Origin of the sequence: Sagittula sp. MA-2, from assembly GCF_030126985.1 — a bacterium.
In the GTDB taxonomy this organism is placed as follows: domain Bacteria; phylum Pseudomonadota; class Alphaproteobacteria; order Rhodobacterales; family Rhodobacteraceae; genus Sagittula.
Window position 1 is genome coordinate 2313837 of the sequence record NZ_CP126145.1, and the last position, 14656, is coordinate 2328492.

A 14656-nucleotide genomic window follows, 5' to 3' on the forward strand; every position below is an offset into this window, starting at 1 on the left:
TGAGACCATACATTTTTCCGACAGGACTTTGACCATGGGCACCGTGTCCGCCGCCGCGTTCCTCATCATTGCGTCCCTTGCAGGCGCCATGATCGTCTTCGCGGCCTTCCGCCAGAACCGCAGATGGCGCGCCGAACTCCGCCACCTTGCATCCACCGAAGGCTGGCAGATCGAGGAGGCCACAGCCTCCGGCCGCAACGGCATGAAGATCGACATCTCGCACCCCGCCGAAGGCTGGACCCTCACGCTCTACAGCCTGAGCCATTCCACCCCGGGCGGGTCATCCGGCACCACCCGCTGGACCCGCTTCACCGCGCCCGACCTCGCGCTGCCCGAAGGGCTGGCCGTGCTGGGACCGGACATGCCCGACGGCGCCCGCATCCGCATGGAAAGCGCGCTCGGCAGCACCGGCGGCGTGGGCCGCATGATCCTCATGAAATTCCTCGGCCCGCTGGGCGAGGACATGGCCCGCCTTCAGGCCGCCCCGGGCACAGGTCCCGGAACGCTGCTCGCCACCCCCGGCGCCGAAACCGCGCTCGACCCGGTCCGCGACGCGCCGGACCTCGCCGCCGCGCGTCAGGGCCGCAATCCCGCGCAGCAGCCCATGGCGATCCGCGACACGCAAGGCTTCGCCCTGCGCCAGACCGGCCTCATCCGCAAGCCGGAGCAGCTGCGCGCGTTCATTTCCCTCGGGAACAGTCTCGCGGACCGGCTCAGGGCCGCCACCTGAGGCGCCACATGCCGTAGGGTGGGCGTTCCGGCGCAGCCGGGTTGGCCACCCGCCCTGCCCGGCCGCGCGGCCTTCTCAGGCGCCCAGCTTCTCGTCCGCCGTCTCGGCCAGCGATTCCGCCCGCGCCGCCAGCTCTGCCAGCGCATCCGTCACGTCCGAGGGGATCACCGCCACCTCGACCTTCTCGGGCGCGGGCGCGGGCCGCCCCTTCAGCTCGGCGATCTCCGCCTTCATGGCGCCAAGCTGCTCTTCGGCATCGCGCAGCTTCTCTTCCAGACCGGCGGTCTTGTCCGCCAGCATCAGACCGGCCATCAACAGCATTCGCGTCTCGGGGATGCGCCCGATCTGCTGCACCAGCACCTGCGCCTCCGCATCCAGAAGCGCCGCCGCCGACAGCAGGAACTGCTGTTCGCCGTCCTGGCAGGCCACCTCGAAGGTGCGCCCGCCGATCCCGATCTCCACTTCGACCTGGCTCATGACTTGGCCTCCTGTCCGTCCGTTCCGGCGGCCTCGAGAAGCGGCCCGAGGGTCGCGATCAGCGCCTCGGTCTCGGCCGCGTCGACCGCGCGCGCCGCGCGCAACCCGTCCAGTTCCGCCTTCATCGCATCGTTGATGAGCGAGGCATCGCCGACGCCCTGTGCATTGGCGGCCCTGAGGGCCGCGTTGCTCTCCGACAGGGCGGCGTTGGCCGCGCGCAGGCGCTGCACTTCCGCGTCCAGCCCCTCGATCAGTTCCGCAGGGACACCCGCCGCCTCGCCCGAGGCCCCGGCTCCGGCTTCCGCCTCGGCCAGCCGCGCCTTCAGGTGACGCATCCGCTCCTCGAGCTGGGCATTGGCAACCTTCTCGTCGTCCAGCGCCTCGCGCAGCGCCGTCAGCTCGGCCTCGATCTCGCTCAGGTCGGCGCCCTCGCCCCCGGAGGCGTCGTCCGAAGACTCCGCGCCCGCTGCGGCGACCGCCGCCTCGGCTTCGGCGCGCACGGCGGCGATGACCGCGTCGCGCTCCTCCGCCGCCTTCTCCAGCGCCTGGGCTACCGCCAGTTCCTGCTCCGCCGCGGCCTCGCCCCTCAGGGTGGCCAGCGCCGAGGCGTGTTCCTCCGCCATGTCCAGCCGCGCCGCCTCGATGGCCGAGGCGCGCTCGGCCTCCGTCGCTTCCGCCGCCGCGGCGGCCCGTTCCTCGGCCTCCGCCAGCGCGGATTCCGCCGCCGCCAGTTTCGCCGTCAAGGCCTCCAGCTCTCCGCCGTCCGGCCCGGGCGTATGGGCCTCCAGCCGCTGGCCAATCCGATCCAGCGCGCGCGACAGGCGCGTCTGCAACTCGTCGATCTGGGTCATCTGCCCTCTCGCCCCCGTTTCCTCGCCCGTATGCCGGGCCGTCCCGTCTTTCGGGTCTTGTGCCGGGACAACCGCATCGCGAATCGCCCCTCGACCCTTTGGAGGAAGTCTAGCAAGCGCAAAAGGAAAATGCGCCCCCCTGTTTACCAACGCCTTCCCAAGCACTTGGACGGCGGTTTTCATCCGCCTGCCCGCGGCCTGCCGGGCCGCGACCTTGCCATTTGCCCCGCGGCTGCTATTCAGCGCGAAACGCTGCAACGCAAGGAACCTCACGGTGGACATTTCAGAGCTTCGCAACGCCAATCCCGACCACTGGATGCGCGCAACCGCGATCCGCGCGCTGGCCCTCGACGGTGTGGCCAACGCCAACTCCGGCCACTCCGGCATGCCCATCGGCATGGCCGACGTCGCCACCGTGCTCTTCGGCAACCACCTGAAGTTCGACGCCGCCAACCCCGAGTGGCCCGACCGCGACCGCTTCATCCTGTCCGCCGGCCACGGCTCCATGCTGATCTACTCGCTGCTCTACCTCTGCGGCGATCCGGAGGTCACGCTCGACCAGCTCCAGAACTTCCGCCAGTGGGGCGCCAAGACCGCCGGCCACCCGGAGAACTTCCTGCTGAAGGCGGTCGAGACCACCACCGGCCCGCTCGGCCAGGGCATCGCCAACTCCGTCGGTTTCGCCATGGCCGAGGAGATGCTCCGCGCCCGCTTCGGCAAGAAGCTCGTCGACCACCACACCTACGTCATCGCAGGTGACGGCTGCCTGATGGAAGGCGTCAGCCAGGAGGCGATCACCCTCGCCGGCCGCTACGCCCTGTCGAAGCTCGTCGTCTTCTGGGACAACAACGACATCACCATCGACGGCAAGGTCTCGCTCTCGGACCGCACCGACCAGGTGGCGCGCTTCAAGTCCGCCGGCTGGCACGTGCAGGAAATCGACGGCCACGATCCCGCCGCCATCGACGCCGCGATCGCCGCCGCCAAGGCCTCCGACCAGCCCTCGATGATCGCCTGCAAGACGCACATCGCCCTCGGCCACGCCGCGCAGGACACCTCCAAGGGCCACGGCGCGCTGACCAACAACGAACAGAACATCGCCGCCAAGGAAGCCTGGGGCTGGCACACCGGCCCGTTCGAAATGCCCGCCGAGGTGAAATCCTGGTGGGAATCCACCGGCTCCCGCGGGGCCGCCGACCGCACGGAATGGGAAGCGCGCCTCGCCTCCGCCTCCGACTCCCGCCAGAAGGAATTCGCCCGCGTCATCGCCGGCGACGCGCCGAAGAAGCTCTCCGCCACCATCAAGGCGCTGAAGAAGCAGATCTCCGAAACCCAGCCCAAGGTTGCCACCCGCAAGGCGTCCGAGATGGCGCTCGAGGTCATCAACCCGATCATGCCGGAAACCATCGGCGGCTCGGCGGACCTCACCGGCTCCAACAACACGCTGACCGGCGATCTCGGCAAGTTCGACACCGACAACCGCAAGGGCCGCTACGTCTACTGGGGCATCCGGGAACACGGCATGTCCTCGGCGATGAACGGCATCGGCCTGCACGGCGGCCTGCGTCCCTACGGCGGCACCTTCATGGCCTTCACCGACTACGCCCGGCCAGCCATGCGCCTTGCCGCGCTGATGAAGACGCCGACCATCTTCGTGATGACGCACGATTCCATCGGCCTCGGTGAAGACGGCCCGACCCACCAGCCGGTCGAGCATCTGGCCATTTCCCGCGCCACGCCGAACACGCTGGTCTTCCGCCCCGCCGACGCGGTCGAAACCGCCGAAGCCTGGGAAATCGCCCTGACGCAGAAGGCGACGCCCTCCGTGCTGTCGCTGACCCGCCAGAACCTGCCCACCGTCCGGACCGAGCACAAGACCGCCAATCTGTCGGAGAAAGGCGCCTACGTGCTGGCCGACGCCGAAGGCAAGCGCCAGGTCATCCTGATGGCCACCGGCTCCGAGGTCGCCATCGCCATGGCCGCCCGCGACGCGCTGCAGGCCGAGGGCATCGGCACCCGCGTCGTCTCCATGCCCTGCTGGGAACTCTTCGAGGCGCAGGACGAGGCCTACCGCCGCAAGGTCCTGCCCGCAGGTCCGGTGCGCGTCGCGGTAGAGGCCGCCGTGGGCTTCGGCTGGGACAAGTGGCTGTTCTCCGAGCGCGGCAAGCGCGACAAGGGCGCCTTCGTCGGAATGACCGGCTTCGGCGCCTCCGCCCCTTACGAGACGCTCTACGAGAAGTTCGGCATCACCCCCGAGGCGGTGACCGAAGCGGCCAAGGGCCTGCTGTAAACGCACCACCGTAGGGTGCGTTATCAACGCACCAACCTTATCAACGCACCAACCAGAAAGGCCCCCGCCACACCCGGCGGGGGCCTTTTCCTGTCCGCGCCACCAATGGCGCCGACACCCCCCTGTTGCATTCCGTCCGGTCAGGTCGCATGTGTCGTCACCGACAAATCCCCGCACGACCCGATGAACCGCTCCGGAAGACCCAATGACCCAACAAACACCCACCCTGCACATGATCTGCGGCAAGATCGCCTCCGGAAAATCGACGCTGACCGCCACCCTCGGGCAGGAACCGGCCACCATCGTCATCGCAGAGGACGACTGGCTGAAGGCGCTCTTCGGCGACGAGATGACCTCTCTCGCCGATTACGTCCGATGCACCGCGAAACTTCACAAGATCATGGCGCCGCACATCGCGTCGGTGCTGCAGGCAGGTGTCTCCGTCGTTCTCGATTTCCAGGCGAACACCGTGGACGCCCGCAACTGGATGCGCGGCATCTTCGAACAGGCGGGCGCCTCTCATGTCCTGCATGTCCTCGATGTGCCCGACGAGGTTTGCCTGGCGCGCCTGCACGCCCGCAACGCGCAGGGCGATCATCCCTTCGCGGTCACCGATGAGCAGTTCCGGCAAATCTCCAGCCACTTCGTGCCGCCCTCTCCGAACGAGGGGTTCAACATCGTCCTGCACCACTGAGGGTCGGAGGCTGTGGCAGGCATCCGCGTGTCGGCCAGCCCGGGGCACATGCGCCCGCGGCGTCCCTGACGCTTGAACGGGACGCCGCCTGAGCTTTGAAACACGCGTCCATCGGGCGGCACAGCCGTCGGTTCGGAGGCCACCTGCCACCCGACCTGAGGGTGCCGTCCGCCAATACGTTAACCTTAACAAGGCTTTAAAATCGCAAGTGTTAACAACCGGCCGGTTGGAGGGGTCGAACCGGCCGGTTCACCCCTTTCAAAACCGTTAAACCTGCCCGGAACGGCGGTTTACCATTCGTTTACCTATGTGACCCGTGCGTCGGCACCCCCAGATCCTGTAGGCGCGCGGTGCGTTAACCATCGTGCGGTCGCTCAAGGAACGGCCCGATCCTGTTAATTCACAGACCGTTAAGCACGGCACGCGCTGCCCTTAACCCCGGCTCTTCGCCGTCGCGCCCCAACCGTTCCATGGTCAGATCCATCGCCCGAAGCTGCCTGTCCGGTGCCTCCAGCACGTCGAGCACGGCCTTGGCAATCGCTTCAGGCTTACAGTTTTTCCCAATGAATTCAGGGATATCCCGGGTCCCGCTCACAAGGTTGACCAGCGTCACGGTATCCACCAGCAGCATCCGTCCGATGATCTGGCGGCTGAGCCAAGACATGTCATAGGCGATCACCATGGGCGTGGCATTTGCCGCCAGCTCCAGCGACACCGTGCCGGAGGCCGCCAAGGCCACGTCCGCCGCCCGGAACGCCGCCAGTTTCTCCGCGGAATTTCCTTCCGGATCAATGACTTCCACCGGAACCTTCCAGCCGGCCACCGCCTCTTTCACCGGGCCCACGACCTGCCGGCCGGCAGGCAGCACAAACCGCAGGCCGGGCCGCGCGATACGTTCCACAACCTCTTGAAAAACCGGCAACAATCGCGCCACCTCGGACCGCCGCGACCCCGGCAGCACCAGCACCACCTTGTCGCCGCTGTCACCCTTCCAGGCCGCGGCCTCCTCCGCCGTGGCAACGGGTTCCATGACCACCGGATGCCCGACGAAATCACATGCGATTCCAACGGCTTGCATGTAGGGCGGCTCGAACGGCAGCAGCGCCAGCACCTGGTCGACCACGCCGACCATCTTCTTCGCGCGCCCCGGCCGCCACGCCCAAACCGTGGGGGCAACATAGTGCACAACCCTTTGATCCGGCGCGGCTTTTTTCACCAGCCGGTTCACGCGCAGCGAAAACTCCGGCAGGTCGATGGTCACCAGCACGTCCGGCCGCCAGTCCAAGACCGCCTCTGCGGTTTCGCGAATACGCGCCTTCAAGTGCCTGTATTCCTTCAGGATTTCCGAGATCCCCATGATCGAGATCTCGTCCATCGGGAAAAGGCTCTCCAGCCCTTCGGTCTCCATCAGCGGCCCGCCGATACCGCGGAACTCCACATCGGGGCACAACTGCCTGAAACCCTTCATGAAAGCCGCGCCCAGCTTGTCGCCGGAGGCCTCCCCGGCCGTAACGAAAACCCGCATCAGGCGCCCCTTTCCCGGACCCAGAGAAACAGGCCCGTCTCCTCGATCAGCGCCCTGACAAGCGGCTGTTCCAGCACCATCACCCCCTGCGCCTCGATCACGATCCCCGACAGCCCCGCCGCCGCCGCCCGCCGCACCGTCTCCGGCCCGATCACCGGCAGATCGGCCCGCCGGTCCTGCCCGGGCTTCGGTGCCTTGTAGAGCACGCCACCCTCCGCATCCGTCAGCGCCTGAAGCATCGCGTCCGTCCCCTCAACCCCTTCGCGTTGAAGGACAATTCCGTCTCGCAGGACACAGGCCTGGCCCAGGTCTTCCGCCGCCTGCCGGTCACTCACGGCGTCGCCCAGCCGGGCCAATTCGGCAGCGCCCTCAGGTATTTGCCCCCACGCGCCGACTGGCGGCAACAGCGCCGGCGCCGCCTCATGCGCGGCCACGACGCGGAAGCCTGACGCCTCGAAGATCGCGATGAAGATCCGCAGTGCCCCGTCATCGCCACGCCGCAACGCGCGCAGCACGCGCGGCACAAGAGGCCAAGTCCGCAGGTCCACCCGCGCCAGCGACACCGGCGGCCGCGTGACCGACCCGCAAAGGCAGACCTCCGTCACACCCTGCCGCCGCATCCAGCGCAGCAGGCTTCCCAGCGTCTCCAGTCGGAAGGTCCGGTCTACGGGCAAGTCGGGCGGGCAGTGCTCTAATGCACAGACGCGCACCGGCCCGCCGTGCGCCGCGGCCACCGCCCCGGGCAAGGCGCCTTTTCCGGCGATCAGCGCCAGCATGGCGTCACCCCGGGGTCAGGAACGACCGGTCGCTGTCGCCCAGGATAAACGCAACGATTTCCTTGACATACTGGCTGGACGTCTCGTCCCCGAGCCGTCTTGCGCGGTCCTGGAAGGCGCCCTCGCCCTGTGCCAGCATCTGGAACGCGGCGCGCAGCGCGGTGATGTCGTCGCGCTTCACCCCGCGGCGTTTCAGACCGACGAGGTTCAGCCCGTCCAGCTTGCCCCGCGGCGCCTGCACGAGGCCGTAGGGGATCACGTCGTTCGTCACCATGGTCACGGCCCCGATGATGGCGCCCCGGCCGATGCGCACCCATTGGTGCACGCCCGACAGGCCACCGATGATGACGTCGTCCTCGATGACACAGTGCCCCGCAAGCGCGGCATTGTTGACGATGATGACCCGGTCGCCCACCTGGACGTCATGCGCCACGTGGCAGCCCGCCATGAACAACCCGTCATCCCCGACGCGGGTCACGCCGCCACCGCCCTCGGTGCCGGTGTTCATGGTGACATGCTCGCGGATACGGTTGCGCTTGCCGATCACCAGCCGCGTCTTCTCGCCCTTGAACTTCAGGTCCTGCGGGATCTCGCCGATCACCGCGAAGGAGAAGACCGCTGTCTCCTCACCGATCTCCGTTGCGCCGGTGACGACCACGTGGCTCTTCAGCTCGACCCGGTCGTGCAGGACGACCTCGGGCCCGATGTGGCAGAACGGACCGATGACGACGCCTTCGCCGATGCGGGCGCCCTCTTCGACCACGGCCGACGGATGGATGGAGGCGCTCACGACGGCAGGTCCATCATGGCGGTGAATTCAGCCTCGGCAGCCATTTCGCCATCGACCTCGGCGACGCCGCCGAACTTCCAGACCTTGCCGCCGGGCTTGCCGCGCAGCGTGGTCAGCTTCATCCGGAGCTGGTCGCCGGGCACCACCTTGCGGCGGAACTTGCACTTGTCGATGGACATGAAATAGACCTTCATCTCCTTGTCGGCCATGTCTAGCGTGGTGCCCACCATGACCGCCGCCGTCTGGGCCATGGCCTCCACGATGGTCACGCCGGGCATGATCGGCAGACCGGGGAAGTGGCCTTGGAAATGCGGTTCGTTCATCGTCACGTTCTTGATGCCGGTGGCGCTTTGCGTGCCGTCGATGTCGACCACGCGGTCCACCAGCAGGAACGGGTAGCGGTGGGGGATGATCCGCTGGATCAGCTGGATGTCTGCGGATTTCAGGTCGCTCATCTGGTCTGGCCTTCACGTTGATCTCTTGCCAGCGTCCCTAGCAAGCCGCGCCCTTCTGGGCAAGCGCGGGCCTCAGGCGGCTGTGTCAGGGCTGGGCGGGGGCCGTGCCGTCTGACGGGACGGCATCGTCCTGCGGTGCCGGAGACTGGGGCTGGGACTGGTCGGGCGCCTCGGGGGTTTCGGCAGGCTCCGGGTCCACCTGCGCGTCGATCCGCGCAATCGCCCGGTCGGTGATGTCGACGGAATCCACCGCCACCAGAACCGAGCGCCGTTCGAGGATGACGGCAGCGCCGGTCTCGCGCATCAGCCCTTCGAGAACCGGGCGCGCGGCCTGCAGGAACTCTATCCGGCTCTCCTCGCCGCGCGACCCCAGCGCCTCCGCCTTGGCGTCCTGCTCGGCCCGCAGGCGCTGCACTTTCTGGTCGAAGGCATCGGCCAGCGCGCGGAACTGCTCGGGCGCCATGGTGGCGCGCTGTTCCGTCAGGCGCAGCTCTTCGGCGGTCAGTTCCGCCTCGATCCGGCGGTTCTCGGCGACGATGGCATTGCCCTCGCGCTCCACCTCTTCGTTCAGCCGCCGGCCAAAGGCGCTCTCGGCAAAGGCGCGTTCGAAGTCGATCACCAGCACGGGGCTTTCCACCGCGTCCTGCGCCCGGCCCGCGGACGCCGCCCCGACGCAGAGCGTCAGGACAAGCAGCCAGTGAACGAGCCGGACCACGGGATCAGAATTCGGTGGAGATGGTCAGGTTGAAGTTCTTCTCTTCGTCGTACTTCGCCTTCTTGATCGGTTCGGAGAAGTCGAGCCGGAGCGGGCCAAGCGCGGAGTCCCAGAAGATCGAGAAGCCGACCACGTGCCGGGGGTCGAAGTCCGCCGAGACGATGCTGCCGCCCGCGACGTTGCTGTTCTCGTCGTTCACGCCCCAGACGGAGCCGATGTCGTAGAACAGGCCGCCCGAGATGCCGTATTCCTCCGGCAGACCGATGGGGAATTCCGCCTCGAACTTGGCCACCGCGTAGAAGTTGCCGCCCAGTGCGTCGCTGTTGCCCTGCGCGTCCAGTTCCCGCGGGCCGATGCCGCCGTAATCGAAACCGCGCATAAGGTTCGGGCTGAGCAGGAACCGGTCGGTCACGCGGCTTTCGCCGCTGGAATAGTTAAGCGCACCGCCTTCGATGCTGGCCCGGAGGGTGACTTCCTCGGACATGACCTTGGTCTGGGCAATGGCCTTCACGCCGGTCTTGACGAAGGTGGTGTCGCCACCGACGCCGCCGAAGTCCTGGCTGAATTCAAACAGGTAGGTGTTCTTCGGATCGAGGCCCGCGCGCCGCGTGTCCCAGCTGTAGGTGTAGCCCAGCGAGCTGTCGATGCGCTGGCCCTCCTCGGATTCGGTGTCAATCACACCGCCTTCGATCGCGCCGGAACTGCTGACGTCGGTCAGCTTCGCGGTGTAGCGCAAGGAAAGACGGCCGTTGTCCGAGACCGGGAAGGACAGCGACGGCTGGAAGATGCCCGACGTGGTGTCATAGTCGCCGCCAAGCTTGTCGGTCTCCGAGTAGTTGAGGTTGAGCCCGAACGCGAGGTCCTGGCCGAACACCGCCGGTTCGACGAAGTTGAAGCCGTAGCTCTTGGACGAAGAAGCCGTGTTGATGGTGAACCCGAGCGTCTGGCCGCGGCCGAGGAAGTTGCGCTCAGAGAAGGAGATCGCCGCGCCAAAGCCATTGGTCGACGAGTAGTTCGCACCGAAGGACAGCGAGCCAGTCGGCTGTTCCTCGACGTCGACGTCGATGATGACCTGCTGCGGGGTGGAGCCTTCGCGCGCGTCCACGTCCACGTTCGAGAAAAAGCCGAGCGCGCGGATGCGTTCGGCACTTTCCCGGATGGCGCGCGGGTTGAACGGGTCGCCCTCGACGGTGTCGAACTGGCGGCGCACGACACGGTCCATCGTGGTGGTGTTGCCTTCGATGTCGATACGCTCGACGAAGATACGGTCGCCCCGCACGAGGTTGAAGGACACGTCCAGCGTCAGGTCGCGGTCGTTGCGGCTGATCTGCGGATCGACGCGGACGAAGTTCAGACCTTCGCGGATGGCAAGCCGTTCCAGCCGGGCGATCTCGCTCTCGACGCGCATCGGCGAATAGACCACGCCCGAGCGCAGCTTCACCGCCCGCTGGAAGAGTTCGGTGTCGACGTCCGGCAGATCGGAGTTGACGGTGACGGCACCGACCCGGAACTGCTGGCCTTCCTCGACGTTGAAGGTCACGAAGAAGCCGTCACGCTCCCGCGCCAGCTCGGCGTTGGTGCCGGTGATGCGGAAGTCCACGTAGCCGCGTGCCATGTAGAAGTCGCGCAGCAGCTGCTGGTCGAATTCAACGCGGTCCTCGATGAAGGTGTCCTTGCGGATGAGGGCGCGCAGGAGACCGGCCTGCTTCGTCTCGACGACGCGGCGCAGACGACGGTCGGAATAGACCTGGTTGCCGACGAAGCCGATGCGCTCGACCTCGGACACGCCGCCTTCGAAGATCTCGAACACGAGGTCGACGCGGTTCTCGCTGCGGCGGATGACCTTGGGCGACACACGGGCGGCGATCCGTCCCTGCACCACGTAAGCCTCGGAAATCGCTTGCGCGTCCTGCTCCGCCACGCGGGGGTTGAAGACCCGGCGCGTCTGGCTCTGGATGATCGGCGCGAGGTCCTCGTCCTTGATCCGGCGGTTGCCTTCGAAGGCGATGCGGTTGACCGTCGGGAACTCGACCACGCGGATCACGAGGGTGTTGCCCTGCGGGATCAGGTCGACGCTTTCGAACAGGCCGGAGCCGAGGATACGCTGGTAGGCGTCGTTGAGCTGACCGGCGGAAACCTGCTGGCCCCGCGCAATCCCGGCGTAGGACAGGATGGTCCCTGCCTCGACGCGCTGGTTGCCCTGAATGTCAACGCTGCTGAAGGCGTAACTCTGCGCGTAGGCGGCCTGCGGAATGACCGCGACCGTCCCGGCGCCGAGCCCGAGTGCCATAGACAGGCAGACGGCTTGAACGACCTCGCTCAGGCGTTGAATTTTCTTATCATTTTGCGCGCCTTGCGCGGAAATGACCTTTGCCATTCTCGCAATCCACTTCGACATCCCACGGATTGTCACTAGCTGGATTGCCTTGGCTTGTCAAAACCATGACGCGGATTTCCTGAAGGTGTCGCCGGCACGCCGCGACAGGCATGCCATGGCGGCCTTTCAGTACATGAAGGTCCCGAGGTACGCTCCGAAAAAGAGGGCTGCGACGATCGTGAAGATGTACAGCAATCTGTCGAAGTTGATGCTCACGAGCAGGCTCATGCTGCGGTAGCCGTCGTGGATGTGCTGCATGGATTCGGTCCTTGGGTCGATCAGAGTTGGATCGGATGTGTTCACCGAAGCCTTATGCCTTAGGAATCGGGCGGGATTTGGGCAGCCGCCGAAGAAATTTTTTCCGGTCCGTAAACAGAAAGATCCCCTCGCCGGGGATCTTTCGCTTTCATTTTATGGGTCGGGCGCCTGCGATCAGGGGCAGAACAGGTCGTTCGTCAGACCAAAGACCATCAGGCCCAGCACCAGCGTCAGGCCGATGGACATCAGCACCTTCAGCGCTTTGTCGCTCGGCGGACGACCGGAGACGGCCTCGTAGGCGTAGAACACGAGGTGGCCGCCATCCAGCACCGGGATCGGGAAAAGGTTCAGAAGGCCGATGGCGGTCGACAGGACGGCGATCAGCCAGATGAAGTTCGTCGTGCCCTGGCTTGCCATGTCGCCCGCCGTCTCGGCGATGCCGATGGGACCGGACAGGTTGCAGGTGCTGATCGCACCCGTCGCCATGTGCCACAGGCCGGAGACGGAACCGCGCATGATCTCCCAGACCTGGGTCACGCTGCCGGCAACGGCCGTGCCGAAGCCCGGCGTCTGGGTGGCGGGCTCGAACGCCACGCCGCCGACGATGCCGATGCGGTAGTACGTCTTGAAGCCGCCCTCCGCCTGCGGTTCGTCCACCCGCTTGGGCGTCAGGTCGAGGTCCAGCGTCTCGCCGTCGCGCCAGACGGTGAGGGCCAGCGTCGCGCCTTCGGAGCCTTCGACCTTTTCCTTCAGCTGGTCGAAGGCGAAGATATCCTCCCCGTCGACGGCGATGATGACGTCGCCCGGTTCCATCCCGGCGTCGCCCGCGGCAGACCGCGGCGCGATCTGTGTGGCGAGCGGCGGATAGACATAGGGACCCGAGACGTCGATTTCCGTGCCATCGCGGACCACGGTGTAATCCAGCGTCGGTTCATGCGGCAGCGCCTTCATGAAGGCCTCGTAGGCCAGCGCCTCGTCCGATCCCGGGGGCGCCTGCCCTTCGATGGCGACCAGCACGTCGCCTTCCATCAGTTCCTGCTGGACTGGCAGCGGGCGCAGCTCGCCCACTGTCAGCGGTTCGGTGATCTCGCCGCGGAACAGGAAGATGCAGGTGAAGATCAGGATCGACAGGGCGAAGTTGAAGAACGGCCCGGCCGCCACCGTCGCCGCCCGCGCCCACAGCGGCGCGCCGATCATGGTGGAGCGTTTCTCGGCGTCGTCGAGGCCGTCCATGGCCCCCTCTTCGGCGATGGCGCCGGACGCGTTGCCGTCGCCGCGGAACTTCACGTAGCCGCCGAAGGGGATCGCGGCCAGCTGCCACTTCGTCCCGTCGCGGTCGGTCCTGGACCACAGCACCGGGCCGAAGCCGAGGCTGAACACCTCCGGGAAGATCCCGGATTTCTTGCCGACGATGTAATGGCCGTACTCGTGGATCGCGATGATGACCGACAGGGCCACGATGAAGAACAGGGCCGTCCAGAGAAAGCCGCCGAATGTCGAGGTCAGTGTCGTCAGGTCCAAAACGCGCCCCTTCTAGGTACTGCTGTCAATGATATCACCCGCCGCTACCCGTGCGAGATGGTCGGCTTCGACCACCATATCAAGGTCAAAGTCGTCATCAATAAGGCCCGGCTGCGACGAAACACGGGTGAGCACGTCCTCGACCACGCCCGCCATGCGCGTGAACTTTATGCGTCCGTCAATGAAGGCGTCGAGCGCAACTTCCTTTGCGGCGTTGAAAATAGCGCCCGAAAGGCCGCCTGCATCCATGACCTCGCGCGCCAGCCGCAGCGCGGGCCAGCGGGTCTCGCAGGCGGGACGAAAGGTCATCTGACCGAGCTTCACAAGATCGAGACGTTCGACCGGAAGCGACCGGCGTTCGGGCCAGTGCAGGGCAAAACCGATGGCATGGCGCATGTCGGGTGGGCCGACGTGGGCCATAAGCGCACCGTCGTTGAAGCCCACCAGCGCGTGGATCATGCTCTCGGGATGCACGACGGTCTCGATCATCGCCGGGTCGAGGCCGAAGAACTCCCGCGTCTCGATCAGTTCCAGCGCCTTGTTGAACATCGACGCGCTGTCGATGGTGATCCGCTGCCCCATCGCCCAGTTGGGATGGGTCGCGGCCTGCTCGGGCGTGGCCTCGTCCAGCCGGTCCAGCGGCCAGTCGCGGAAGGCCCCGCCCGAGGCCGTGATAATGACACGCTCGACCGCGGCCATGTCCTCTCCGATGAGGGCCTGGAAAACCGCCGAATGCTCTGAATCCACCGGCAGCAGGCGTCCGCCGTGTGCCGCGGCCTCGCGCAGCATCAGGCGTCCGGCGCAGACCATGCTTTCCTTGTTGGCCAGTGCCAGCGTGGCCCCCTGCCTCAGCGCGCGCAAGCCCGGTTCCAGCCCGGCGGCCCCCACGATGGCGGACATCACCCAGTCGGCGGGCCTATCGGCAGCCTCCAGCAGAGCGTGGCGCCCTGCCCCGGCCTCGACCCCGGAGCCAGCCAAAGCCGCGCGCAGGTCCGGAAGCAGCGCCTCGTCCGCAACCACCGCGACCTCGGCCCGCAGGCGCACGGCGTCGGCGGCCAGTTGCGCGACGTTGCGGCCGCCGGTCAGCACGACCACCCGATAGGAAGACGGATCACGACCGATCAGGTCGAGCGTATTCTGTCCGATGGACCCCGTGGCCCCGAACACGGATACACGCCGCATGAAACCTCCTCCGCC

Annotated in this window: 14 protein-coding genes; 3 read left to right on the forward strand and 11 right to left on the reverse strand. The window is 66.7% G+C overall.

All coding sequences use genetic code 11. From position 1 onward, the window contains the following. The first annotated feature begins 34 nt into the window (after positions 1 to 34). Positions 35 to 730, forward strand: a complete 696-nt coding sequence (locus tag QNI11_RS11215; protein ID WP_283983456.1) for a hypothetical protein — start codon at positions 35 to 37, stop codon at positions 728 to 730. A gap of 75 nt (positions 731 to 805) precedes the next feature. Here QNI11_RS11215 and QNI11_RS11220 read toward each other — a convergent pair whose 3' ends face one another. Continuing rightward, positions 806 to 1207 carry a cell division protein ZapA gene (locus tag QNI11_RS11220; protein WP_100930399.1) on the reverse strand — a complete coding sequence of 134 codons (402 nt, stop codon included), beginning with the start codon at positions 1205 to 1207 and terminating at the stop codon, positions 806 to 808. After that, positions 1204 to 2058, reverse strand: coding sequence for a hypothetical protein (locus QNI11_RS11225; RefSeq protein ID WP_283983457.1), 855 nt, complete (start codon positions 2056 to 2058; stop codon positions 1204 to 1206). Before QNI11_RS11225 ends, QNI11_RS11220 begins: the two co-directional genes overlap by 4 nt. A 274-nt stretch (positions 2059 to 2332) precedes the next feature. On the opposite strand from QNI11_RS11225, the gene tkt reads away from it, so the two are divergent. Both tkt and QNI11_RS11235 read left to right on the forward strand, forming a co-directional pair. After that, positions 2333 to 4348 (forward strand): transketolase, encoded by a 2016-nt coding sequence (tkt, locus tag QNI11_RS11230; RefSeq protein WP_283983458.1) that lies wholly within the window; start codon positions 2333 to 2335, stop codon positions 4346 to 4348. 205 nt (positions 4349 to 4553) lie between these two features. Continuing rightward, the gene (locus QNI11_RS11235; protein ID WP_283983459.1) at positions 4554 to 5042 is read left to right on the forward strand and encodes an ATP-binding protein; all 489 of its coding nucleotides are present in this window, start codon (positions 4554 to 4556) and stop codon (positions 5040 to 5042) included. A 400-nt stretch (positions 5043 to 5442) separates the two neighbouring features. Here the strand turns inward: QNI11_RS11235 and lpxB are convergent, their stop codons facing one another. From lpxB to dxr, 9 genes are all read right to left on the reverse strand, one after another. After that, positions 5443 to 6567: a lipid-A-disaccharide synthase gene (gene lpxB / locus QNI11_RS11240; protein ID WP_283983460.1), complete on the reverse strand. Its 1125-nt coding sequence runs from the start codon at positions 6565 to 6567 to the stop codon at positions 5443 to 5445. Continuing rightward, complete coding sequence (locus QNI11_RS11245; protein ID WP_283983461.1) at positions 6567 to 7343, reverse strand: LpxI family protein; 777 nt, start codon at positions 7341 to 7343, stop codon at positions 6567 to 6569. The genes lpxB and QNI11_RS11245 overlap by 1 nt, the downstream gene beginning before the upstream one ends. Before the next feature lie 4 nt (positions 7344 to 7347). Continuing rightward, a complete protein-coding gene (gene lpxA, locus QNI11_RS11250) occupies positions 7348 to 8133 on the reverse strand; it encodes an acyl-ACP--UDP-N-acetylglucosamine O-acyltransferase (RefSeq protein ID WP_283983462.1) in 786 nt (261 codons plus the stop codon). Next, a complete protein-coding gene (fabZ, locus tag QNI11_RS11255; RefSeq protein ID WP_100930392.1) occupies positions 8130 to 8588 on the reverse strand; it encodes a 3-hydroxyacyl-ACP dehydratase FabZ in 459 nt (152 codons plus the stop codon). Before fabZ ends, lpxA begins: the two co-directional genes overlap by 4 nt. Before the next feature lie 85 nt (positions 8589 to 8673). After that, positions 8674 to 9303, reverse strand: a complete 630-nt coding sequence (locus QNI11_RS11260; protein ID WP_283983463.1) for an OmpH family outer membrane protein — start codon at positions 9301 to 9303, stop codon at positions 8674 to 8676. A gap of 4 nt (positions 9304 to 9307) precedes the next feature. After that, complete coding sequence (gene bamA / locus QNI11_RS11265) at positions 9308 to 11593, reverse strand: outer membrane protein assembly factor BamA (protein ID WP_283983498.1); 2286 nt, start codon at positions 11591 to 11593, stop codon at positions 9308 to 9310. Positions 11594 to 11806: 213 nt separating this feature from the next. Further along, the gene (locus QNI11_RS11270) at positions 11807 to 11938 is read right to left on the reverse strand and encodes a hypothetical protein (protein ID WP_256388381.1); all 132 of its coding nucleotides are present in this window, start codon (positions 11936 to 11938) and stop codon (positions 11807 to 11809) included. Positions 11939 to 12112: 174 nt separating this feature from the next. Then, on the reverse strand, positions 12113 to 13459 hold the full coding sequence (gene rseP, locus QNI11_RS11275) for an RIP metalloprotease RseP (protein WP_100930390.1): 1347 nt from the start codon (positions 13457 to 13459) through the stop codon (positions 12113 to 12115). Positions 13460 to 13471: 12 nt separating this feature from the next. Then, the gene (gene dxr / locus QNI11_RS11280; protein ID WP_283983464.1) at positions 13472 to 14641 is read right to left on the reverse strand and encodes a 1-deoxy-D-xylulose-5-phosphate reductoisomerase; all 1170 of its coding nucleotides are present in this window, start codon (positions 14639 to 14641) and stop codon (positions 13472 to 13474) included. Positions 14642 to 14656 lie beyond the last annotated feature (15 nt).

Coding starts and splice junctions, on each gene's coding strand:
- dxr (WP_283983464.1), bottom strand. CDS start 14,641: ATGCGGCGTGTATCCGTGTTCGGGGCCACGGGGTCCATCGGACAGAAT.
- lpxB (WP_283983460.1), bottom strand. CDS start 6,567: ATGCGGGTTTTCGTTACGGCCGGGGAGGCCTCCGGCGACAAGCTGGGC.
- bamA (WP_283983498.1), bottom strand. CDS start 11,593: ATGGCACTCGGGCTCGGCGCCGGGACGGTCGCGGTCATTCCGCAGGCC.
- QNI11_RS11270 (WP_256388381.1), bottom strand. CDS start 11,938: ATGCAGCACATCCACGACGGCTACCGCAGCATGAGCCTGCTCGTGAGC.
- QNI11_RS11245 (WP_283983461.1), bottom strand. CDS start 7,343: ATGCTGGCGCTGATCGCCGGAAAAGGCGCCTTGCCCGGGGCGGTGGCC.
- QNI11_RS11225 (WP_283983457.1), bottom strand. CDS start 2,058: ATGACCCAGATCGACGAGTTGCAGACGCGCCTGTCGCGCGCGCTGGAT.
- fabZ (WP_100930392.1), bottom strand. CDS start 8,588: ATGAGCGACCTGAAATCCGCAGACATCCAGCTGATCCAGCGGATCATC.
- QNI11_RS11220 (WP_100930399.1), bottom strand. CDS start 1,207: ATGAGCCAGGTCGAAGTGGAGATCGGGATCGGCGGGCGCACCTTCGAG.
- QNI11_RS11235 (WP_283983459.1), top strand. CDS start 4,554: ATGACCCAACAAACACCCACCCTGCACATGATCTGCGGCAAGATCGCC.
- QNI11_RS11215 (WP_283983456.1), top strand. CDS start 35: ATGGGCACCGTGTCCGCCGCCGCGTTCCTCATCATTGCGTCCCTTGCA.